This window comes from Piscinibacter sp. PDB1-1 (assembly GCF_056675995.1).
Genome location: NZ_JBWVZJ010000002.1, coordinates 99,046 through 120,938, shown reverse-complemented (window position 1 = coordinate 120,938; position 21,893 = coordinate 99,046). Strand labels below are relative to the sequence as shown.

The 21,893-nt window shown below is 67.5% G+C and carries 25 protein-coding genes; 6 read left to right on the top strand and 19 right to left on the bottom strand.

Going from position 1 to position 21,893, the window contains the following annotated elements; all coding sequences use genetic code 11:
• Positions 1–18 precede the first annotated feature (18 nt).
• The 6 genes from AC1KAR_RS12325 (at position 19) to AC1KAR_RS12300 (ending at position 7,228) form a co-directional block, all read left to right on the top strand.
• Positions 19–3,783, top strand: a complete 3,765-nt coding sequence (locus AC1KAR_RS12325; protein WP_480318050.1) for a hydantoinase B/oxoprolinase family protein — start codon at positions 19–21, stop codon at positions 3,781–3,783.
• A 13-nt stretch (positions 3,784–3,796) separates the two neighbouring features.
• Positions 3,797–4,588: a hypothetical protein gene (locus tag AC1KAR_RS12320; protein WP_480318048.1), complete on the top strand. Its 792-nt coding sequence runs from the start codon at positions 3,797–3,799 to the stop codon at positions 4,586–4,588.
• A gap of 139 nt (positions 4,589–4,727) precedes the next feature.
• Positions 4,728–5,015, top strand: a complete 288-nt coding sequence (locus tag AC1KAR_RS12315; RefSeq protein WP_480318046.1) for a BufA1 family periplasmic bufferin-type metallophore — start codon at positions 4,728–4,730, stop codon at positions 5,013–5,015.
• 67 nt (positions 5,016–5,082) lie between these two features.
• Complete coding sequence (gene bufB / locus AC1KAR_RS12310; RefSeq protein WP_480318044.1) at positions 5,083–5,892, top strand: MNIO family bufferin maturase; 810 nt, start codon at positions 5,083–5,085, stop codon at positions 5,890–5,892.
• Positions 5,889–6,698, top strand: coding sequence for an HvfC/BufC family peptide modification chaperone (locus AC1KAR_RS12305; protein ID WP_480318042.1), 810 nt, complete (start codon positions 5,889–5,891; stop codon positions 6,696–6,698). The genes bufB and AC1KAR_RS12305 overlap by 4 nt, the downstream gene beginning before the upstream one ends.
• A gap of 62 nt (positions 6,699–6,760) precedes the next feature.
• Entirely contained in the window at positions 6,761–7,228 is a 468-nt protein-coding gene (locus tag AC1KAR_RS12300; protein WP_480318040.1) for a DoxX family protein, read from the top strand.
• Positions 7,229–7,247: 19 nt separating this feature from the next.
• Here the strand turns inward: AC1KAR_RS12300 and tolA are convergent, their stop codons facing one another.
• From tolA to nrdR, 19 genes are all read right to left on the bottom strand, one after another.
• Complete coding sequence (tolA, locus tag AC1KAR_RS12295) at positions 7,248–8,132, bottom strand: cell envelope integrity protein TolA (RefSeq protein ID WP_480318038.1); 885 nt, start codon at positions 8,130–8,132, stop codon at positions 7,248–7,250.
• 13 nt (positions 8,133–8,145) lie between these two features.
• Positions 8,146–8,574, bottom strand: a complete 429-nt coding sequence (gene tolR / locus AC1KAR_RS12290; protein WP_480318036.1) for a protein TolR — start codon at positions 8,572–8,574, stop codon at positions 8,146–8,148.
• Position 8,575: 1 nt separating this feature from the next.
• Positions 8,576–9,280 carry a protein TolQ gene (gene tolQ, locus AC1KAR_RS12285; protein ID WP_480318034.1) on the bottom strand — a complete coding sequence of 235 codons (705 nt, stop codon included), beginning with the start codon at positions 9,278–9,280 and terminating at the stop codon, positions 8,576–8,578.
• A 62-nt stretch (positions 9,281–9,342) separates the two neighbouring features.
• Positions 9,343–9,837 (bottom strand): hypothetical protein, encoded by a 495-nt coding sequence (locus AC1KAR_RS12280; protein ID WP_480318032.1) that lies wholly within the window; start codon positions 9,835–9,837, stop codon positions 9,343–9,345.
• Entirely contained in the window at positions 9,834–10,271 is a 438-nt protein-coding gene (ybgC, locus tag AC1KAR_RS12275) for a tol-pal system-associated acyl-CoA thioesterase (RefSeq protein WP_480318030.1), read from the bottom strand. The genes AC1KAR_RS12280 and ybgC overlap by 4 nt, the downstream gene beginning before the upstream one ends.
• Before the next feature lie 72 nt (positions 10,272–10,343).
• Entirely contained in the window at positions 10,344–10,742 is a 399-nt protein-coding gene (locus AC1KAR_RS12270; RefSeq protein WP_480318028.1) for a TssQ family T6SS-associated lipoprotein, read from the bottom strand.
• A complete protein-coding gene (locus tag AC1KAR_RS12265; protein WP_480318027.1) occupies positions 10,739–12,334 on the bottom strand; it encodes a serine/threonine-protein kinase in 1,596 nt (531 codons plus the stop codon). Before AC1KAR_RS12265 ends, AC1KAR_RS12270 begins: the two co-directional genes overlap by 4 nt.
• Before the next feature lie 149 nt (positions 12,335–12,483).
• A complete protein-coding gene (locus AC1KAR_RS12260) occupies positions 12,484–13,668 on the bottom strand; it encodes a pyridoxal phosphate-dependent aminotransferase (RefSeq protein ID WP_480318025.1) in 1,185 nt (394 codons plus the stop codon).
• Positions 13,669–13,687: 19 nt separating this feature from the next.
• Positions 13,688–14,137: a transcription antitermination factor NusB gene (nusB, locus tag AC1KAR_RS12255; RefSeq protein WP_480319411.1), complete on the bottom strand. Its 450-nt coding sequence runs from the start codon at positions 14,135–14,137 to the stop codon at positions 13,688–13,690.
• A 56-nt stretch (positions 14,138–14,193) separates the two neighbouring features.
• Positions 14,194–14,658, bottom strand: coding sequence for a 6,7-dimethyl-8-ribityllumazine synthase (gene ribH, locus AC1KAR_RS12250; protein ID WP_480318023.1), 465 nt, complete (start codon positions 14,656–14,658; stop codon positions 14,194–14,196).
• A gap of 12 nt (positions 14,659–14,670) precedes the next feature.
• A complete protein-coding gene (ribBA, locus tag AC1KAR_RS12245) occupies positions 14,671–15,765 on the bottom strand; it encodes a bifunctional 3,4-dihydroxy-2-butanone-4-phosphate synthase/GTP cyclohydrolase II (protein WP_480318021.1) in 1,095 nt (364 codons plus the stop codon).
• Between the two features lie 55 nt (positions 15,766–15,820).
• Positions 15,821–16,456, bottom strand: a complete 636-nt coding sequence (locus tag AC1KAR_RS12240; RefSeq protein WP_480318019.1) for a riboflavin synthase — start codon at positions 16,454–16,456, stop codon at positions 15,821–15,823.
• A 42-nt stretch (positions 16,457–16,498) separates the two neighbouring features.
• The gene (gene ribD / locus AC1KAR_RS12235) at positions 16,499–17,614 is read right to left on the bottom strand and encodes a bifunctional diaminohydroxyphosphoribosylaminopyrimidine deaminase/5-amino-6-(5-phosphoribosylamino)uracil reductase RibD (protein WP_480318017.1); all 1,116 of its coding nucleotides are present in this window, start codon (positions 17,612–17,614) and stop codon (positions 16,499–16,501) included.
• Positions 17,611–18,621: a type IV pilus modification PilV family protein gene (locus AC1KAR_RS12230; RefSeq protein ID WP_480318015.1), complete on the bottom strand. Its 1,011-nt coding sequence runs from the start codon at positions 18,619–18,621 to the stop codon at positions 17,611–17,613. The genes ribD and AC1KAR_RS12230 overlap by 4 nt, the downstream gene beginning before the upstream one ends.
• A complete protein-coding gene (locus AC1KAR_RS12225; RefSeq protein WP_480318013.1) occupies positions 18,614–19,750 on the bottom strand; it encodes a pilus assembly PilX N-terminal domain-containing protein in 1,137 nt (378 codons plus the stop codon). Before AC1KAR_RS12225 ends, AC1KAR_RS12230 begins: the two co-directional genes overlap by 8 nt.
• Positions 19,747–20,328 (bottom strand): PilW family protein, encoded by a 582-nt coding sequence (locus AC1KAR_RS12220; RefSeq protein WP_480318011.1) that lies wholly within the window; start codon positions 20,326–20,328, stop codon positions 19,747–19,749. The genes AC1KAR_RS12225 and AC1KAR_RS12220 overlap by 4 nt, the downstream gene beginning before the upstream one ends.
• Positions 20,325–20,759, bottom strand: a complete 435-nt coding sequence (locus tag AC1KAR_RS12215) for a type IV pilin protein (RefSeq protein ID WP_480318009.1) — start codon at positions 20,757–20,759, stop codon at positions 20,325–20,327. The genes AC1KAR_RS12220 and AC1KAR_RS12215 overlap by 4 nt, the downstream gene beginning before the upstream one ends.
• A gap of 10 nt (positions 20,760–20,769) precedes the next feature.
• On the bottom strand, positions 20,770–21,291 hold the full coding sequence (locus AC1KAR_RS12210; protein ID WP_480318007.1) for a GspH/FimT family pseudopilin: 522 nt from the start codon (positions 21,289–21,291) through the stop codon (positions 20,770–20,772).
• A 127-nt stretch (positions 21,292–21,418) separates the two neighbouring features.
• The gene (nrdR, locus tag AC1KAR_RS12205) at positions 21,419–21,862 is read right to left on the bottom strand and encodes a transcriptional regulator NrdR (protein ID WP_480318005.1); all 444 of its coding nucleotides are present in this window, start codon (positions 21,860–21,862) and stop codon (positions 21,419–21,421) included.
• Between the last annotated feature and the right edge of the window lie 31 nt (positions 21,863–21,893).

Here is a 21,893-nt window from a genome sequence, read left to right as displayed (position 1 = left end):
TCGTCACGGGAGCAATCGATGGTGAACGAAGAGGCAACGAGCCCGCCGCCCGGCCGCCCGAAGGCGGGCGAGATCCCCTCGGGGGATCGATCGCGGTATGCCGCGAGCGAGGGGCAGACTAGGTGGCAGTTCTGGATCGACCGTGGCGGCACGTTCACCGATGTGGTCGGCAAGCGCCCTGACGGCACGCTCGTCACCCACAAGCTGCTGAGCGAGAACCCTGAGCAGTACCGTGATGCCGCGGTGGCCGGCATTCGGCACCTGCTGGGCCTGAAGCCCGGCGAGCCGATCCTGCCCAGCCAGGTGGAGTGCGTGAAGATGGGCACGACGGTCGCGACCAACGCGCTGCTGGAGCGCAAGGGCGAGCCTACGCTGCTCGTCATCACGCAGGGCTTTCGCGATGCGTTGCGCATCGGCTATCAGGAGCGCCCGCGGCTGTTCGACCGCCAGATCGTGCTGCCCGAGCTGCTCTACAGCCGCGTGATCGAGGCGCGCGAGCGTGTGGGCGCGAAGGGGGAAGTGGTCACGCCCCTCGATGAAGCACAGCTGCGCACCGACTTGCAGGCGGCGTTCGACGCCGGCCTGCGCAGCGTGGCCATCGTCTTCATGCACGGCTACCGTTTCCAGGCGCACGAGCAGGCGGCCAAAGCGATCGCACAGGCCATCGGCTACCCGCAGATCAGCGTCTCGCACGAGGTGAGCCCGCTGATGAAGCTGGTGGGCCGCGGCGACACCACGGTGGTCGATGCCTATCTCTCGCCCATCCTGCGCCGCTATGTGGAGCAGGTGGCGGGTGACATGCCGGGCGTGAAGATCTACTTCATGCAGTCGTCGGGCGGCCTCACCGACGCGCATGCCTTCCAGGGCAAGGACGCGATCCTCTCGGGCCCAGCCGGTGGCATCGTGGGCATGGTGCGAACGGCGCTGATTGCGGCACCCGAACTCGCGGCTACGCGAGACCACCCGACGGGTGGGTCGCGGGCCGACGTGCGCGTCATCGGCTTCGACATGGGTGGCACTTCCACCGACGTGAGCCACTTTGCGGGCGAGTTCGAGCGCGCCTTCGAGACGCAGGTGGCCGGTGTGCGCATGCGTGCGCCCATGATGAGCATCCACACCGTGGCGGCCGGTGGCGGCTCCATCCTGAGCTTCGACGGCGCACGCTTCCGTGCCGGCCCCGAGAGCGCCGGCGCCAACCCCGGTCCGGCTTGCTATCGCCGGGGCGGCCCGCTGGCGGTGACGGATGCGAACGTGATGCTCGGCAAGATCCAGGCAAATTACTTCCCCAAGGTGTTCGGCCCGCACGCCAACGAACTGCTCGATCGCGATGTGGTGGTGCAGCGCTTCACCGACATGGCCACCGACATCGAACGCAGCACGGGCGTACAGCGCAGCCCCGAAGAGGTGGCTGAGGGCTTCATCGACATCGCCGTGGGCGCGATGGCCAACGCCATCAAGAAGATCTCGGTGGCGCGTGGCTACGACGTGACGCGCTACGCCTTGCAGTGCTTCGGCGGCGCCGGCGGCCAGCACGCGTGCCGCGTGGCCGATGCCTTGGGCATGACGCGCGTGTTTGCCCACCCGCTGGCCGGCGTGCTCTCGGCCTATGGCATGGGCCTGGCCGACCAGAGCGTGATGCGCGAGAGCGCGATCGAGTTGCCGCTTGCGCGATCGATGCAGCCGCTCGGCGAACGCTTGGACGCGCTCGCTGCCGAGTCGGAAGCCGAACTGCGCCGACAGGGCGTGAGCAGCGCCGATGTGCAGGTGCACCGGCGCGTTCATGTGCGCTACGAAGGCACGGATTCGGCGCTGGTCGTGCCCTTCGGCAGCATCGACGAGATCCAGGCGGCGTTCGAGGCCGCGTACCGGCGGCGCTTTGCCTTCCTGATGAGCGAACGCGCGCTGGTGGTCGAGGCGGTGTCGGTCGAAGCGGTGGGCGCGGGTGATGCGCCGGCCGAGCTCGCGCAACCCCTCGCAGCCGCGGGGCCTGCCCCGGCAGCCGAGACCGTGCCGCTCTACAGCGGCGGGCGCTGGTGGGATGCCGCGCTCGTGGTGCGAGCGCAGGCGTTGCCGGGCCACACCGTCGACGGCCCGGCCATCATTGCCGAGAAGAACGCCACCACGGTGGTCGAGCCCGGCTGGCGCGCGCGCATCACCGCGCTCGACCACCTCGTGCTGGAGCGCGTGCAGCCGCGCGAAGCGCGCCGCGCCATCGGCACCACGGTGGACCCGGTGATGCTGGAGGTGTTCAACAACCTCTTCATGAACATCGCCGAGCAGATGGGGCTGCAACTGCAGAACACCGCCTACTCGGTCAACATCAAGGAGCGGCTGGATTTCTCGTGCGCGCTGTTCGACGCAGAAGGCAACCTGATTGCCAACGCGCCGCACATGCCGGTGCACCTGGGCTCGATGAGCGAGTCGATCAAGACCGTGATCGCCGGCAACGCCGGGCGCATGCAGCCCGGCGACGTGTATGCGCTCAACGACCCGTACCACGGCGGCACGCACCTTCCCGACGTGACGGTGGTGACGCCAGTCTTCGCCGATTCCGGTGACCGCATCCTGTTCTATGTCGGCTCGCGCGGCCACCATGCCGACATCGGCGGCACCACGCCGGGTTCGATGCCGCCGTTCTCCACGCGCATCGAAGAAGAGGGCGTGCAGATCGACAACGTGAAGCTTGTCGAGGCCGGCCGCCTGCGCGAGGCCGAGATGCTGGCCCTGCTGAAGAGCGGCGAGTACCCTTCGCGCAACCCGCAGCAGAACCTGGCCGACCTGAAGGCGCAGATCGCCGCCAACGAGAAGGGCGTGCAGGAGCTGCGCAAGATGGTGGCGCAGTTCGGCCTCGACGTGGTGCAGGCCTACATGGGCCATGTGCAGGACAACGCCGAAGAATCCGTGCGCCGCGTGATCTCGCGACTGACCGACGGCGAGTTCACGCTGCCGCTGGACAACGGCGCGCAGATCCGTGTGGCGATCCGCGTGGACAACGGAGCGCGCAGCGCGGTGATCGACTTCACCGGCACCTCCGACCAACTCACCAACAACTTCAACGCGCCGCGCGCGGTATGCATGGCGGCGGTGCTCTATGTGTTTCGCACACTGGTCAACGACGACATCCCTCTCAACGCGGGCTGCCTCAAGCCGCTGCACGTGCTGATCCCCGAAGGCTCGATGCTCAACCCGCGCCCGCCGGCTTCGGTGGTGGCAGGCAACGTGGAGACCTCCACCTGCATCACCAACGCGCTCTACGGGGCCCTGGGTGTGATGGCGGCCGGCCAGTGCACGATGAACAACTTCACCTTCGGGAATGCGAAGTACCAGTACTACGAAACCATCTCCGGTGGCTCGGGCGCGGGCGTGTTCATCGACGCCGCCGGCCGACCGGCCGGCGGGTTCGACGGCACGAGCGTGGTGCAGACCCACATGACCAACTCGCGCCTCACCGACCCCGAGGTGCTGGAGTTCCGCTTCCCGGTGCGGCTCGAGAGCTACGAGATCCGCGCCGGCTCGGGTGGCGCCGGCCTGCACCGCGGCGGCAACGGCGGTACGCGGCGCGTGCGCTTCCTGGAGCCCATGACAGCGTCCATCCTCTCCAACGGCCGCCACCAGGGGGCCTTCGGCATGGCCGGTGGGGCGCCCGGCGCCGTGGGTGTGAACCGTGTGGAGCGTGCCGATGGCCGCGCCGAGACGCTGGGCCATATCGGCTCGGTGCAGATGGATGCGGGCGACGTGTTCGTGATCGAGACACCCGGCGGCGGCGGCTACGGCGTGGCCTGAGCGGCCCGGCACCTTGACCGCACTCTTCGCACTCAAGCTCGCGTTGGTGGGCGCCGTGGTGCTGGCGGCGAGCTTTGCCGCGCGCCGCTTCGGCCATGGGGTGGCGGGAACGCTTTCGGGCATGCCCATGATCGCGGGGCCGATCATGGGCTTCGTGCTGCTGCAGGCCAGCGTGGCGCAGGCGCATGCGATCGCGCTGGCCACGCTGGTGGCCTTCCCGGCGATGGTGGTTCACATGCTCAGCTACGCGCATGCGGTGCGGCGCGCTTGGCCGTGGTGGGCGGCCATGCTGGCGGCGAATGCGGCCTTTCTGGTGACGGGCGGTGTGCTGCTGTGGCTGCATCTGCCGGCGGTGGCGGCATTTGTGCTGGCGGGCATCGCACCGTGGGCAGTGCTGCGTGCCATGCCAGCGCATCGGCGCGAACGCACCGTGCTGCACATCCCGCCCATTGAACTGGTGCTGCGCGTGGCCGCTGCGATGGCGCTGGCTGCTGCCGTGATGCTCGGTGCGGAGGTCTTCCCTGCAGCACTGAGCGGGCTGCTGCTGGCCCTGCCGATCACCGGCAATGTGTTGCCGGGCTTCACGCTCACGCGCCATGGCGTTGACGCGACCATCGAACTCCTGAGCGGCTTTGTGCAGGGGATGGCCGGCTTTTGCGCCTTCTTCATCGTGCTGGCCTTGGCATTGCCCCGGCTGCACCCAGCCATCGCGTATGCGCTCGCCTGGGGCGTGGTGCTCGCGCTGGCATGGGCGATGCAGCGCCGGCGGGCAGGGTGGGTGGTTCCCGCGCCGCCCGCCGACTGAAACCCTGATCTCGCACCAGATACTTTCCACCGCCACAGCAATCTGTCAGATCATGCGCGGCGGCTGTAAGAAGCCGGGCCGTGGGTCGACAGAGCACGGTCAATCCGACAACCTATCCACCTGTCTAAGGAGATCGTTCATGAACCAACGTCTGATCGCTTCAACCGCCCTGGCTTCCGTGCTCGCGCTCGGTCTGGCTGGCCACGCCGCCGCCCAAGACAAGGCGAAGGAGAAGGAAAAGTGCTACGGCGTCGCCAAGATGGGCGAGAACGACTGCGCAAGCCTGTCGGGCAGCCACTCCTGCGCTGGCCAGTCCAAGGTGGACAAGGGCACCGACGAATGGAAGTACGTGGCCAAGGGCACCTGCAAGGACATGGGCGGCATCGACGCCGAGGCGGCCAAGAAGATGCACACGATGAAGAAGTGAGGCCCTTGAAGGCTTGAGCACGGTGCGCACCGCTTTGCAGTCTCAGCCGGTACAGACCGGGATTGGCATGCGCCAACCCCACTATGCCGAGTTGATGGAGCGGCGCCCCGATCTCGGTTTTGTCGAGGTCCACTCCGAGAATTTCTTCGCCGACGGCGGCGCGGCCCTGGCCGTGCTGCATGAGGCGCGTTCTTGCTACCCCGTGAGCCTGCACGGCGTGGGCCTGTCGCTCGGCTCGGCGGCAGGCCTCGACCCGTGGCACCTCGACCGGCTCTCTCGGTTGGTCGATCGCATCGAGCCCGTGCGCGTTTCCGACCATGCGAGCTTTGCGCGTGCCGCGCAGCGCAGCGGCGGCCCGGTGATGCATGGCAACGACTTGCTTCCGCTGGCCTTCACGCACGAGGCGCTCGACATCATGGTGCGCAACGTGACGCAGGTGCAGGAGCGCCTGCGCAGGCCCATCCTGATCGAGAACCTGTCGGCCTATCTGGCATGGGCCGGCGCCGAGATGGCCGAGCACGAGTTTCTCAACGCGCTCGCGCGCCGCAGTGGTTGTGGCCTGCTGCTCGACGTCAACAACCTGGTGGTGAACGCGCTCAACGAGGGCGCCCCCGATGCCGTCGCGAGCGCCTGCGCCTGGGTGGATGCCATCGACGCGAACGCCGTCGGTGAGATCCACCTTGCGGGCTACTGCGAGACCGATGGCATCGTGATCGACGATCACGGCAGCTGCGTGCACGAACCGGTGTGGGCGGTGTACCGCCACACCATGGCGCGCCTTGGCCCGCGGCCCACGCTGGTCGAGTGGGACACCGACCTGCCGGCGCTCGACGTACTGCTGGGCGAAGCGCGGCGCGCCGACGAGTACCTCGCATGACGAAACCGACCGAAGCGTTGCGGCAGCAGGCGCTGCTCGCTGCCATCGTGCAGCGCGACGACGGCGCCGCACTGCATGGGTTGCTGGCCGAACGGCCGGCCGGTGTGACACGCGGCCTGCAGGCCTATCAGGCCAACGCGGGGGCATCGGCCGAGCGCGCGCTGTTGGCGGCTTACCCGACCGTGCAGGCCTTGGTGGGCGAGGACTCGTTCGCCGCGCTCGCGCGTGCCTTCTGGCAGGCCGAGCCGCCGCGGCGCGGTGATCTGGCTTGTTTCGGTGAGGGCTTGCCGGCGTTCATCGGTGCCAGCGAGCAACTCGCCGATGTGCCTTATCTGGCCGACGTGGCGCGCCTCGAATGGCTGCTGGCCGATTCCGAACGCGCTGGCGAAGCCGATGCCGATCCGCAAACCTTGCAACTGTTGAGCGAGGCCGAGCCCGAACGGCTGCATCTGGCCTTGATGCCCGGCGTGGCTGTGCTTGAGAGTGCTTACCCGGTCGTGAGCATCTGGAAGGCGCATCAGGCCGACGACGATGCGCTTCAACATCGCAACTCAGTGCGCGCGATGCTTGCGGGGGCCCAAGGGCAGGCTGCCGTCGTGTGGCGTTCCGGCTGGCGCGCGTGCGCCGCGGTCATCGACCCCCCGAGCGCGCGCTGGATGCGCAGCCTGCTGGCGGGCGACGCACTCGCCACGGCCCTCGGACGCGCAGGCGACGACTTCGCGTTTCAGCCGTGGCTCGTGCAGGCCCTGCAGCACGGGTGGGTCTGGCGTGCATTCACCGCTGAATCACCCCCGCACGCGGGCTGATCGCTTGCAAGAAGCAGCGGCCTGGCACGACCAAGCTGCTCGCACCCTGGAGGAACATCACCGTGACCACGCTCGCAACTGCCGTCTCTCTCTGGCGCCGATTCGTCATCGCCCTCGAATCGCTGCAACCTGCCGCGCAACTCGCGGCGCGCTTTTACCTGGCGCAGGTGTTCTTCCTGTCGGGGCTGACCAAGATCCACGACTGGGACACCACGCTCCTGCTTTTCAGTGATGAATACAAGGTGCCGCTGCTTCCACCCGCCGTGGCCGCGGTGATGGGTACAGGAGGCGAACTGGTGCTGCCGGTGCTGCTCCTGCTCGGCCTGGGCGGGCGTGTGGCGGCATTGGGCCTGTCGATCGTGAACGTGGCGGCCGTGCTGAGCCTGCAGGAGATCGCGCCGGCCGCGTTGCAGCAGCATGTGTTCTGGGGCAGCCTGTTGCTGGCGCTGCTGCTGTGGGGCCCTGGCAAGTGGTCGCTCGACCGTTTGCTGGAGCCGCGATTGGCACTCAAGGGCGCTCGCGCCCTGTGAGGCGCGGCAGCGCAAAGCTTCAACGGTCGCGCGGTCGAAAGGTGATCAGCATCGGCGAGGGCATGCTGCCGTCGGTGTCGCGAGGCAGGATCTCGGTCTTGTCGATTGCGCGCAGCACCGCGTCGTCCCACTCCTTCACGCCGCTGCTCTTGGTGATCTTGCGGGCGATGATGGTGCCGTCTGCGCTGCAGCGCACCTCAACCTCGGCGCTTGGGTTGCCGTCGATGTTGCTGGTGAGAACGATGTTCGGGTAGATGCGCGCCTTGATTCGGCCTGCGTAGGCTGCCGAAGGGCCTGCGGTGCGCGCCGCGGTGCCGCCCGCCGTGCCACCGTCGACACCCATCATGTCGCGGATGCGCGCGAGATTCTTGTCGCGCTGCTCGTCGAGCTGCTTCTGTCGATCTGCCTCTGCCTTGGCGACGCGCGCCTTCTCGTCGGCGGCCTTCTTCTTGTCGGCCTTCTCTCTTTCAGCCTTCTCTTTGTCGGCTTTCTCTTTCTCGGCCTTCTCGGCGCGGGCCTTCTCCTCCTGCTCGCGCTTGTCTTCTTCCTTTTGCTTGCGGAGCTTCTCCTGCTTCGCCTTCTCGATCGCGATCTGCGGGTCGGGTTGCTCGACCTTGGGCTCGGGTTTGGGTTCGGGCTTGGGTTCCGGCTTGGGGGCTACCTTGGGCAGCGGTTTGGGTGTGGGCTGTGGGTCTGGTGCAATGTCGCGCTGCGCGGCGATCTGCGGCACAGCGGCCCACAACTCGGCCTCCACACCTTCCGGTTCGCTTGCGCGCCAGCTCACGCCGAAGGCGATGGCGATCAGCAAGCCCAGGTGAACCACGGCGGAGAGCGCGAAGCCGCGGCGCGTGCCGTCGGGCGGCCTGGGCTTGAACTCGTCGTTGCCGAAGGTGGAACCGGTCATGACAGCCCCCTGATCAGCCGTTGTTCTTCACCGACAGGCCGACACGTTGCACGCCTGCCTTCTGGAGCAGGTCCATGACGCGCACGACCGCCTCGTATTTGACCGATTTGTCGGCGGAGATGACCACCGGCGCGCTGGCGTCGCCACCTTGGGCAGCACTCACGCGCTCGCTCAGGGTCTTGAGCGTCATGGTGCCGACCTCCTTGTTGTCCACGCGCAGGCGCAGCGCCTCGTCCTTGCCCACCACGACCTCGATCACCTTCTTGGGCTGCTGCTTGCTGCGGCCTACGCTGGGCAGGTCGACCACGCCCGTGGTGATGAGGGGCGCGCTCACCATGAAGATGATCAACAGCACCAGCATCACGTCGATGAAGGGCACCATGTTGATCTCGTTGATGGTGCGGCGGCGGTGCGAGCCGCGCAGCGGGCTGACTGCCGGCATCTCAGCGCACTCCGGGCGCGGGTGCAGCCGGGAGGGGCTGGCTGGCGTTGCGCTGCAGGATGTTGGAGAACTCCTCGATGAAGGTCTCCATCTGGATCGCGATGCGGTCGATCTCGCGGGCGAAACGGTTGTAGGCGATCACCGCGGGGATGGCGGCAAACAGGCCGATGGCGGTCGCGACCAGGGCCTCGGCAATGCCAGGCGCCACGGTGGCAAGCGACACCTGCTGCAGGTTGGCGAGGCCGACGAAGGCATGCATGATCCCCCACACCGTGCCGAACAGGCCCACGTAAGGCGACACCGAGCCGACGGTTGCCAGAAAGGACAGATGCGCCTCCACCGCGTCGAGTTCGCGCTGGAAGCTGGCGCGCATGGCGCGGCGCGAGCCGTCAAGCAGCTGGCCGTTGTCGGCCACACGGCGCTCGCGCATCTTCAGGAACTCGCGCATGCCGGACGCAAAGATGCGCTCCATCGGCGCGCCTTCGACGCGACGGCCGGCGTCGTTGTAAAGGTCATTGAGGTTCTTGCCGGCCCAGAACTCGCGCTCGAACTCTTCGTTGACGGCGCGCACCTTCTTCAAGCCGAAAAGCTTGCCGAAGATCACCGTCCAGCTTGCAAGCGACACGACCAGCAGGCCGGCCATGACCACCTGCACGACGAAGCTGGCGTGCAGCACCAGGCTGACGATGGAGAAGTCTTGATTCATTCAGCGAGTCCCTTGGGTACGTGTGTGCAGGGGTGAGAGGGGCAAACGGCGTGCGCGTTCCGTCAATCGCCTGATTCTGCCCGCGATGCCGTCGGTGGCGTATCAGCGGGTTGCGGCCACGACCACCCCGCGCGGCGCCACCCCACCCAGATGCCACCACCTTCGAAATTCTTCAGTCCCTTCTGGTAGGCCGCCCACCCTGGGCGCAGGGCGTCGAGGTCGACCGCCAGGTACGGGAGCACACGCTGGGCAAGTGTCTCGAAGGGGAGCCATTCGGCGTCAAATGAGGTGCGCAGAGGCGAGCCGGGCTCGGGCTCGGCCGTGAAGAACCACTGCGCTTCCATGTAGTTGCCGAACCAGGGGTCAGGGAAGGGCGCTTCGTCGAACATCAGCCCGAACTCGTGAACCTGCGACCACCGCCACAGCGTGGGGCCAGGTTCGAGCGTCAGCGGCATTCCGATCGTGATGCCCGTCGCATCGATCTCGAGTACCGCGCCTTCAGGCAGCAATGGCCGTGGCGGATGCCCTAGAAGCCGGCGCATCCAGTTGGCGATCATGGCGTCTCGGCGGGTGGGCGCGCCTTCGCCATCGCCTCCAGCAGGTGTGGGGGAATGCGGCGCGGCCTGAACGTCTGCGCATCGACGCAGCCGATGCGGATCTCGCCCTCGGCGAGGCGCTCTTCACCCCGCCAGGCCACCTGGGCGATCTGCATGCTGGCCTGGCCGGCGTGCTGTACATCCACCGTCACGGTGAGCAGGTCGTCGAGCCGCGCCGGCCGCAGGTAGCGCACGGCGGTCTGCGAGACGATGAAGATCGCGCCGGTTTGCACGCGCAGTTCTTCTTGCGCGTAGCCGAACGAGCGCAGCCATTCGGTGCGGGCGCGTTCGAAGAACTTGAGGTAGTTGGCGTAGAACACCACGCCGCCGGCGTCGGTGTCTTCCCAGTAGATGCGCAGGTCGTGCGCGAATGTGTGCAGGATGCTGGCGGTCATTGGCGCGTAAGGGGCGGCATCTGTCTGTGCCGCCAATCGCGCATTATCGCCGCGTGACTTTCAGGCGCCCGTTCAAGGCGCCACGCTGGCGCGCTTGTAGACCGGCCCCCACAGGGGGTGGCCCTGTTCAGACTTGCTCAGCGCGAAGTTCGGGTCCGCCTTCTTGGCGGCGCGGAACTCTGCCTCGCAGTCGACCGGTCGGTTGCTGGTGCAGTAGATGAAGGCGAGTGTCTTGTGTGCCACGCCTTGGTCGCGCGGCGACACCAGGCCCGTCTTGAGCGCCAGATTGAGTTGTTTCTCGGACTCGGGGTACTGCGCGTCGTCGTATGCGCGCAGGCCGGTCAACAGTGCGCGCTCGGCGGGGCGTGAGGTCACATCGAGCAAACCAACCGCTGGCGGCGGCGGCGTGGCGCAGCCGGCCAAGCCGGCGATCACCAACGATGCGAGCGCAAATGCATGGAGTGCTCTCATGATCCGAATCGGTGCTTGAGTGAAACAGGTTGGCCCGCGACGATGTTCACCGTGGAGCTGTACGGTTGGAACTCGCCATTGCGGATGGTGATCGTGTGGCGCCCTTCGGGCAGCGTGATCTCGTTGAGCGGCGGTGCAATGCCGACGGCCTTGCCATCGACTTCAACTTGGCCCCACGGGCTGACGGCGATGCGCAGCACGCCATTGCCGACCACGGCCGTCGAAGCGGCGAGGCGGCTTTCGCGTTCGCGGGCTTCGCGGGCGCGGCGTTGCTTGGGTGTTTCGGCAAACTCGGTGGCCTTGGGGGCAGGTGCCGGTGGCGCTGTAGCGGCGGGCGGCTCCACCACAGGCGCGGACGCGACCGGTGCTTCGATCGGCGGCGCGACCGCAACGACCGACGCCGCCGCAACGACCGAGGGTGGTGCCCCCTGGGCTGCGGGTTCCACAGCAGCAACCTGCGGCGCCGCTTGATCGGAGCCGTGCGGTGCGAACGCGAGCCAGGCCGCAGCGATCGTGAATGCAGCGGCCACCGCACCGAGTACCCAGACGATGGGGCGCTTGCTGGGCTTGAGCGCGTCTTCGCCCTCGGCGGTGTCCTGCGCGTGCTCCTCCAGCCAGTGGCGCAACTCGCGGGCGAGCGCACGGGCCGAGCGGAAGCGGTCTTCCGGGTTCTTCTCCATCGCCCGGGCGGCGATGTCTGACAAGGCCTTGGGCACGGTCGCGTCGACTTCGTGCGCCTTGGGCGGGTCGAACTCGACCACCTGATCGGTGATCTCTTTGAGCGATGCGCCGCGGAACGGGCGCGAACCGGTCAGCAGCTCATAAAGCACCACACCGAGCGAGAACACATCGCAGCGGCGGTCCACCGGCTGGTGGCGCACTTGCTCGGGCGACATGTAGTACGGCGAGCCGCCGGTGATCTCGCCTTCACCATGGGCCTCGTGCTGATGGGCCACTCGGGCGATGCCGAAGTCGAGCACGCGCGGCTGCGTGCGGCCGACCATGAAGATGTTGGCGGGCTTGATGTCGCGGTGGACCACGCCTTTGGAGTGCGCGTACGCCAGCGCGTCGGACACGCGGCGCACGATGAGCGCGGCTTGCGTCGGCGTGGGCTTCCAGCCCTCGAGGCGGAGCTGGCGCAGGTCGCGGCCCTTGAGCAGCTCCATCGCGATGTACGCGCCTTGCTCGCTCACGCCGGCATCGAACACCGTGACGATGTGCGGGTGGCTCAGGCCGCCGGCGGCGCGGGCTTCGTTCAGGAACAGCGAGTTGAACGACTCGCGCTCGTCGGCCGCGATCTCGAGGTTCAGCGTCTTGATGGCGATCAGCCGCGACAGCAGCGGATCGTGCGCGGCATACACGCGGCCGAGGCCGCCTTCACCGATCTGGTACTTGAGAGCGTAGCGACCGATGTGACCGATGGTCGGCAACTGGTCGGCCGACTTGCTCGGCAGATTGGTGCTGAACGAAACGCCCGCAGGCGGCAGCGCACCCTGGTCGGTGTCGATCCACGCTGCGGGTTCGGCCGAACCTGCCGCTTCGGGGGCGCCTTGAGGGCCAGGGGAGCTCGGTTCTGAGGCGATGCCTGTCATGGACAAACTGGAATGCGTCATTCAACGGGGCGTGCAGCAACCACCATCATGCGAGCTTAGTTCAATGGTGGTGCATGCAGGCACCAAAAAACTACCGCGTTCGCGCATTAGTAACACCCCGTCACGAAAGAGGGTGTGCGGTATTGCACTCAGGCGACAAGGGCTTGTTCGAGCCTCTGAACAGCGTCGCGCAGCAATGGCATTGCGCTCGCATATGAAAACCGCACATAACGCTCACCCGCATGAGGACCGAAGTCGCGGCCTGGCGTGATGGCGACATGCGCGCGGCGCATCAGGTCGAAGCTGAAGTCCCAGCTGCTGGCCGAGAACTTGGAGCAATCGGCCCAGGCGTAAAACGCGCCGTCGGGCATGACGGGCACGGTCAGGCCGACCCGGTTGAGCGCAGGCACGAGGAAATCGCGACGCGCCTTGAACTCGTGGCGGCGGCGTTCGTACTCGGCGATCGATTCGGACTCGAAGCAGGCCAGCGCGGCGTGTTGCGCGACCGCCGAAGCGCAGATGTACAGGTTCTGCGCGAGCTTCTCGACGGCAGGCACGAGCGATTCAGGAACCACCAGCCAACCAAGGCGCCAGCCGGTCATGCTGAAGTACTTGGAGAAGCTGTTGATCGAGATGAGGTCGTCGCCATGGGCGAGGGCGGTGTGGCCGAACGATTCGTCGAAGCTCAGGCCGAGATAGATCTCGTCGACAAGCGTGAAGCCGCCCCGCGAACGAACGGCCTGCGCGATGCGGCCCATTTCGTCGTGCGCGATTGATGTGCCGGTGGGGTTGGAAGGCGACGCCAGCAGCACACCGCGGGTGCGGGGTGACCAGGCGGCCTCGACGCCGGCGGCGTCGAGCTGGAACCGGTGCTCGGGTGGCGACGGCAGCAAAACCGGAACGCCATCGGCCGCAGCCACGAAATGGCGGTTGCAGGCGTAGCTCGGGTCGGGCATCAGGACTTCGTCGCCTCGGTCGACGAGCGCCAGACAGGCAAGCTGCAATGCGGCCGAGGCACCGGCGGTGATGACGATGCGCTTCGCCGGCACGTCGACGCCAAAGCGCTGTGCGTACCACTGGCTCAGATGTTCACGCAGTGCGGGCAGGCCGGTGGCCGGTGTGTACTGCGTGCGGCCTTGCTGCAGGCAGCGCAGGGCCGCCTCTTGCACGCGGGGTGGTGCGGTGAAGTCGGGCTCGCCGATGTTCAAGAAGATCATCGGCGTGCCGCCACGCGCCGGGTCGCAGGCGGGGCTGGCGGCAATCTCGGCCGCCGCCTTCGCGCACTCCATCACATAGAAGGGCTCGATGTGATCGAGCCGCGATGCGAGCTTCATGAGGCCCGTGCCGATGGCTTCAGCGGCGCGACGCTCTGAAGGCTTCGACCTCGACAGGCCGCAGATCGACTGCCGCCTTGTCGAGCACGCCGTTCACGTACTTGTGGCCGTCTGTGCCGCCGAAACTCTTGGCGAGTTCCACGGCCTCGTTGATCGCCACCTTGTAGGGGATGTCGATGCAGTGCTTCAGCTCGTAGGTGCCGATCATCAGCACACCGTGTTCAATGGGCGACAGCTCTGCGGTCCGTCGGTCTACGTGGCGTGTCAGCACGGCATCGATGTCGGCCGCCTCGGCGATGCAGCCGTGCAGCAGTGCGTCGAAGTGCGCGCTGTCGCACTTGTCGAAGCCTTCCTGCTCGCGCACATGAGCATCGATCACGCCGGGTTCGCTGCCCGAGAGCAGCCACTCGTACAGGCCTTGCACCGCAAACTCGCGCGAGCGACGGCGCGACGATTTCGGCTTGGTCATCTTGGCAAGCGGCTTGCCCGCCGCCTTGGTGCCGGCGGCCTTCTTGGGTGGTTCGGTCACGACAGGTCTTCCAGCAGGTTGGCCATCTCGACGGCCACACGGGCGGCGTCGCGCCCCTTCTCGTCGGCGCGTGCCCACGCCTGTTCTTCGTTCTCGACCGTCAGGATGGCGTTGGCCACCGGGAGTTCATGATCCAAGGCCACGCGCGTCACGCCCGCGCCGCTTTCGTTCGCTACCAACTCGAAGTGGTAGGTCTCGCCGCGGATGATGCAGCCGAGCGCGATCAGCGCATCGAAGCGATCAGTTTGCGCCATGGCGTTCAGCGCGAGCGGCACTTCGAGCGCGCCGGGCACGGTGACATGCGTGATGTGCTTGCTCGAGACGCCGAGGCTCTCGAGCTCGGCGATGCACGAACTCGCCAGCTGCGAGGTGAGCTTGTCGTTGAAGCGAGCCTGCACGATACCGATGCGCAAGTCGGTGCCGTCGAGTTCGGCCACCTGGCCTTTGTCAGCGTTTTGCATGACGGGGTTCCTTCAAAGGTCGGGGGACACGAAGCCAGTGACTTCGAGCCCGTAGCCGGTCATGCTGGGCATACGGCGGGGGCTGCCGAGGAGCTTCATCTTGGTCACGCCCAACTCCCGCAGGATCTGGGCGCCCACACCGTAGGTGCGAAGGTCCATCTGTGCGCGCACCGGCGGGTTGTCGTCGGCAACGCCGAGACGCGCCAGCAAGGTTCCGTTGTCGTCACCGCAATTCATCAGCACCGCCACGCCGCGCCCGGCAGCCTGCACGGCCTGCAGTGCCTTGGGCAGCGGCCACGAGTGACCACAGGCGCCGACGTCGAGCAGGTCCATCACCGAGAGCGGCTCGTGCACGCGCACCAGAACCTCGTGGCCGGTATGGATGTCACCGTGGCTCAACGCGAGGTGGATGCTGCCGGTGCGGTCGCGAAACGCGGTGCAGTCGAACACGCCTTGTGCGGTGTTCAGCTTGCGCACGCTGATGCGCTCGATCAGTGATTCGTTGCGACTGCGGTAGCCGATCAGATCGGCGATGGTGCCGATCTTGAGGCCGTGTTCCTTGGCGAAGATCTCGAGGTCGGGCAGGCGCGCCATCGTGCCGTCGTCGTTCATCACCTCGCAGATGACCGAGGCGGGAGACAGGCCCGCCATGGCGGCGAGGTCGCAGCCGGCTTCGGTGTGGCCCGCGCGCATGAGCACGCCGCCGTCCTTTGCTTGCAGCGGGAAGATGTGGCCGGGCTGCACCAGATCGCTCGCGTGCGCATCGCGCGCCACGGCGGCCTGCACGGTGCGAGCGCGATCGGCGGCCGAGATGCCGGTGGTGACGCCCGTGCGCGCCTCGATGGAGACGGTGAACGCGGTGCCATGCTGGGTGCCGTTGCGCGACGTCATCGGCGGCAGGTTCAGCCGCTCGCATCGGTCGCGGGTGAGCGTGAGGCAGATCAGGCCGCGTGCGAAGCGGGCCATGAAGTTGATGGCCTCGGGTGTGACGAGATCGGCGGCAATGACGAGATCGCCTTCGTTTTCGCGATCTTCTTCATCCACGAGGATGACCATGCGCCCGGCAGCCAGCTCGGCAACCAGTTCTGGAACGGGGGAGATAGGCATCCGCGAATTGTAGGCGGCCGGTCTCTTCCCGGCTGGCGCAGGCCCTTGGGGCGATTTAGACGCCAGCCCCTGAAATACCGGGCGTGAGCATGCGCTCCACGTAGCGCGCGATGAGATCGATCTCGAGGTTGACCGGGCTGCCGGCCTTCAGGCTGCCGAGCGTGGTGTTTTCGAGCGTGTGCGGGATCAGGTTGATGCTGAACTCGCAGCTGTCCGCGACGTCCGTCACGCGGTTGACGGTGAGGCTCACGCCGTTGACGGTGATCGATCCCTTGTAGGCGAGGAACTTGGCGAGTGCGCGAGGAGCGCGCACGCGCAGCTCCCACGACTCACCCACCGGCTCGAAAAAATCGACTCGGCCGATGCCGTCCACATGGCCACTCACGATGTGCCCGCCGAGGCGGTCGTGGCTGCGCAATGCCTTCTCCAGGTTCACCGGGCCGGGTTCACCGAGGCCGGCGGTCTTGTCCAGGCTTTCGGCCGAGATGTCGATGGTGAAGCGCTGGCTGGTGGTGTCGAAGGTGGTGACGGTCATGCAGGCGCCGTTCAAGGCAATGCTGTCGCCGAGCTGGACGTCGTCGAGGTAGCCGGCGGGTGCCTGGATGGTGAGCTTCTTGCCGTGCGATGCGTCGGAGCCGAGGGCGTGGACGTCGACGATGCGGCCGAGGCCGGTGATGATGCCTGTGAACATGGTGCTTGGAAGCGGATGCTTGGGTGCGAGTGCGCGAGCGCTCTAGAAGTGTTCCCTGCCGGGCGGGCGAGCGATGAGGCGAAGGTCGTCGCCGACGCGATCGACGCTCACGAAGCGTAGCGCAATCGCCTCATCCAGGCCGGCGATGGGGCCGAAGCTGGCGAGCCCATGGCCGCTTCCGAGCAGCTTGGGGGCGAGATAGATCAGGAACTCGTCCACCAGCCCCTCGCGCACGAAGGATCCACTGAGCTTGTGCCCGGCCTCGACATGCAGCTCGTTGATGCCGCGCTGCGCCAGGTCGGTGAGCATGCTGGCCAGGTCGACCTTGCCGCCTTCGCCGGGTGCCAGGGTGACTTCCGCGCCGCGTTCGGTGAGGGTCTCACGGCGTGCCTTGTCGGGCACTGCGGCGTAGATGAGTGCTGCGCCGGGCGCATCGAGCAGGCGGGCGTTGGGTGGCGTGTCGAGCCTCGAGTCGACGACCACACGCAAGGGCTGGCGTGCGGTGTCGACCAGGCGCACGTCGAGCCGCGGGTTGTCGTCGAGCACCGTCCCGACGCCCGTCAGCACGGCGCCAGCCCGCTTGCGGAAGCGGTGCCCGTCGGTGCGCGCTGCCTCGTTGGTGATCCATTGGCTGACTCCGTTCTCGAGTGCCGTGCGGCCATCGATCGACACCGCGCTCTTGAGCCGCACCCACGGGCGCTTGCGCAGCATGCGCGAGAAGAACCCGATGTTGAGTTCGCGGGCCTGCTCGGCCAGCAACCCGGTATGTACCTCGATGCCGGCGGCATGGAGGCGTGCCGAACCCTGGCCCGCAACCAGCGGGTTCGGGTCTTGGCTCGCGGACACCACCCGCTTCAGCCCCGCTGCAATGAGCGCGTCGCAGCACGGCGGTGTGCGCCCGTGGTGCGAACAGGGCTCCAGCGTGACGTAGGCGGTGGCGCCGCGTACGTCGTGGCCGTGCTCGGCAGCGTCGCGCAAAGCCATCACCTCGGCATGCGGGCCGCCGGCCTGCTGGGTGTGCCCGCGCCCGAGCACAGCGCCCTGGCCGTTGGTGATGACGCAGCCCACGCGTGGGTTCGGGTCGCTCAGGCCGATGGCCTGTTCGGCCAGAGCCAGGGCGTCGCGCATCGCGGCGTGATCGGTGGGCGAGAGGTTCAAGGTTGGTGCTGGGTCGTGGCGTACGAGTCGTCATTGTGCTGCGTGTCGGCACCGGGGCAGGCCAGGTCACCCCGGATCACGACGTAGTTGGCCGGCGCGGCGCGGTATCGGCAGGCCTTGCGGGCGTCGGCCGTGGCGCCGAGGGCCCAGCCGGCGGGCACGATTCGCAGCGGTTCGGCGCCGAGGGCCCCACTGGGCACGACGCAGTAGTAGCTGACATGGGGTTCGCGCGCCCGCGGGTGCGCCTCGACCTCGCAGGTGCCGGGCTCCAGGGTCAGCGCGAGTGGTGCGTCCGTGGGCCGGGTTGCATCCGGTATGGCTCCGAGCGAGAAGCGGATGTAGCCCCGCACGAGCAACGCAGTCAGCGGCGTGCAGGCGGTGACCTGGCTTGGCGCGAGTTCTCTGCCTGTGAGCCCCGCGGGTGCGCTGCACTGGGCGCTGACGACGCCGGTGGCGTTGTCGATCAGCCAGGCGACCGTGCTTTGCGGTGTCGGCTTGAAGAGGCTGCTGCCCGATGACCAGGGAGTCGCGCCGGCAGGCAGATGCTTACGGGGCGCGAGCACCCGGTCCTGGGGCGGCAGCGTCAAGGCGGCCGAGTAGATGGGCGCCACACGGGAAAGCAAGGACTGCAGCCGAACGGCCTGCAACGCGCCGCTGCGGTCGTGCCACTGCACTTCGGTCGCAAGCGTCATGGCCCCGTCCGTCGTGTGCACCGCGCGCGTGACGGTGTAGGCGGTGTTGGTGGCAGGCGTGGTCCGCTGATTGTCAGCAATCGAATCGAAGGCCGCGTGGTCGCTGAAACCGCGCTGCGACTCCAGATCCGCCTGCGCCAGCTGCAATGCCGCCGTGCGCTGGTGGGCGATGTCGGCGTGAAGGACCAGGTTGTTCTGCAAGCGGAGCGCGCCCACCACGCTGAGGGTGAGCAGGGACAGGCTGATCAGTGCCTCGATCAGGCTGAGGCCGCGATGGGCATGCCGCGGCCGCCTCGGTATCGGCTGGTCAATCATCACGCCAGCTCCCTGGCAGTTGCGCAAAGCTGCCCGTTTGCTGGTGAAGCGCGTCGAGCACGGCGGCGTCGTACTGGATCTGCGTGCCGCCCTCGGCATCGAAGTCGCCTTCCATCACAACGGCGCCTTGGATTCGCGCGCCGGCTGTGTCGCGCCAGGTGGCGTTGCGGCCGTGGATCATTCCGTGCAGCGTCAGTGGCGCGGTGAGTTCGGCGGGGCCGTCGACCACCATCAAGACCGGGCGCGTGGGGCTGCCCAGTGAGTGCGCTCGCGCAAGGCGCAGCCCGCCGCGCAGCCACACGAGTTGATGCGTCTCGACCGCCGATTCCAAGGCGGCGTCGCAGGCTTGGCTGCAATCGATGGCGCGCGCCGCGGGCTGGTCCTGCCACGCGGCCGGGCTGAGGCGAAACAGGCTCGCGAACAGGCCCGCGGGCGTGAGTTGGCTGAGCGACGGGTCATCGCTCAGCACCGATGCCTGGGCTGGTGTACCCGGCGGTGCGCGAAGGGCCAGCGTCTGGGTGTCGGCATTGCCACCGCTGTGCAGCGTCACTCCGCCGCTGGCCGCCAGCGTGTGATGCAGTCCGAAGCCGCCTGCGCCGAATCGGGCGTGGCCGCGTACCGTGAGCGCACCTGCGGGGATGGTGTCCAGCCCCGGCAGGCGGCCCAGCAGGGCTGTGAGTTCGACGCCGTGCACGCCGCTGGTGCCGCGCGAGTTCACGCGAAGCGTGGTCGTGCGATCCCCGGGCGAGAACGCGACCCTGAATACGCTGCCTTGTGTCGGGGGCCATGCGACGCCTGACTGGTCGCACTGGCAGTCCCACCCCTGAGCCGTGGCCGCGCACTGCGCATGCAAACCGGCTGCCGCGCGCTCGCGGAAGGTGGCCGCACCGGCATCGTGGCTGGCCAGGCAGTCGGCTCCAACCCGCGCATTGATGTTGAGTTGCGCGAGCGACCACTCGATGCCCGCCTCCGCCATCTCATTCGCTTGCGTCGCGCGGTACTGATTGACCGAGCTGCGGGCGTCGAGAAGCACGCCGCGGTGGGCGAAGGCCACACCCACAAGGATCAGGAAGCCAATCAGCACGGCGATCCCGAGCGTGGCTGCGCCGCGTTGGAGCGTCTTCTTCATGCGGCGGGGCATGCGCCGGCCAGAGCGTCGTGACGCAGACGCACGGTGGATGTCGACCGGCGGGCTGGTGTCAATGCCTGCACGGGGTGGGCTTCGATGAGGATGTCCACGGTGCGTAGCGTCTGGCGCGGTGGGCAGTCGGTGCTGCCGGCGGTGCATTCATGGCTGCAGAACCCGTCGAGCGACGATTCGTGCGTTTGCGGCGTGATGCGCAAGTCCGTGACGCGCAAGGTGTTCGCATCCGTCAGCGCTTGCCACGATCCCTCTCCCATTTGCATCTCGATGGCGCCGGCGCGCAGGCGATAGGCGAGGCTGTTGCCGCCGCTGGCCGGGGTGAAGCGGGCCCCGGCGCTGTCCACGTTCAGCGGGCCGGCCCTGCGAAGGTCGCGCGCGATCAGGTCGGTGGCCGTTCGCAGGTCTTGCTGCAGGCGCGCCTCTTCGAGAAGCGCTCTGCTTTCGCGCAGGTGGTGGGCGAGGGCGACGAGGCCGGCCGACGTGAGCGCAAGCCCGAGTGCCAGCCCCACCATCAGTTCGACCAGTGACAGGCCGCGCTGAGCGGCGAAGCGCGCCCGCCTCATACACCCCAGCAGCGCTTGTTGTCGGCGTTGCTGTTCACGGTGGATGTGTCGGGGCCGGAGGCGTAGCGTGTGTCGCCGCCGTCGATGGTGAGGCGCAGCACCCTGCAGGCGGCATCGCCGGCTTGCGCGCCGGCGGCTGTCGCGGTGGCGCTGAACCCGTGCGCGCTCGCCTGCGTGATCTGCAGCGTGTAGTAGCGGGTGGGCGAAGCGGTCGCTGCATTCAGCTCGGCGTGCGTGGCGTAGCTGTTGTGGGCGGCGCGCCATCGGTCTTGCGCCAACTGGAGCTGCATCAATGCCGTGATGCCGTCCATTCGGCGTGCGCGATGGACCGGCCCCTGAAAGCTTGGGTAGGCCGTGGCGGCGAGGATGCCGACGATGGCGGTGGCCACCATCAGTTCGATGAGGCTGAACCCGTGAGGCCTGGTGGGCATGGCGTCCTCCTCAGCAGGCACGGTAGCCGGAGACGAGACCTTGCGGCGAACACGACCTCACCCGCCCCATCAGGTTGACCACCTGGTGGATGGCTCGGCCTCGCTCGCCGAGCACGCGTACCGTGGCGGTCGGTGAGGCGGTGCCGTGCAACGGATCGAAGCGCAGCGACGCCACGTTGCTCGCGATACTCACGCGCTCCGGCTGCTCCAGGCGCGTGGTCTTGACGGCCGTGGCCTCGCCATCGCATAGAGCTGCGCCTGTGATGTTGCAGCGGCATTCACGAGCGGCACCGGTGTGGATCACGTAGCAGGCCGCGTCGGTCGAGAACTCCACCCGAACGCCCTGCTGGCGTTGCACTGCCTCGGCACGGGCGAACTGCAGGTCGCTCGCGAGTTGTGTGGCCACGCCGTTCAGACGTTGCGTCTCGACAAAGCTCGCGAACGACGGCATGGCCAGGGTGGCCACGGTGGCCGTGACCGCCACCACGATCGCAAGCTCTGGCAGGGTGAACCCCGCGGCTCTTGTTGTCATGCTCCCTCTCCCCCTCTGTCTGGTATGGCAGCACTGTAGAAAGCGCGGCGCATTCCGGCGTCCACCGGGAGGGGGAAACCGAATGCCTCTCGCGGGGGCATCCGGCCGGGGGATCAGGCGTCGTGAATCAGATGTCGCGAATCAATTGGCGGAACTCGTCCACGTCTTCGAAGCTTCGATAGACCGAGGCGAAGCGCACGTAGGCCACCTTGTCGATGCGCTTGAGTTCGCGCATCACCAGTTCACCGAGCTTGGTCGATGCGACTTCCTTCGCGCCACTGTTGAGTAGCTTGTCCTGGATGCGCTCGATCGCGGCGTCGATCTGCTCCACGCTCACAGGCCGCTTGCGCAGGGCAAGCGACATGGACGCGCGGATCTTGTTGATATCGAAGTCGGCGCGTGTGCCGTCCTTCTTGACGACCGAGGGCAGGGCGATCTCGGTGCGCTCGTAGGTGGTGAATCTCTTGTCGCAGCTCTGGCAGCGGCGACGACGGCGCACGACATCGCCTTCGTCGGACTCGCGCGTCTCGACGACCTGGGTGTCTTCGTGCGAACAGAAGGGACAACGCATAAAAGAGAAGGGGTTGCCTCGGCAACCCCAC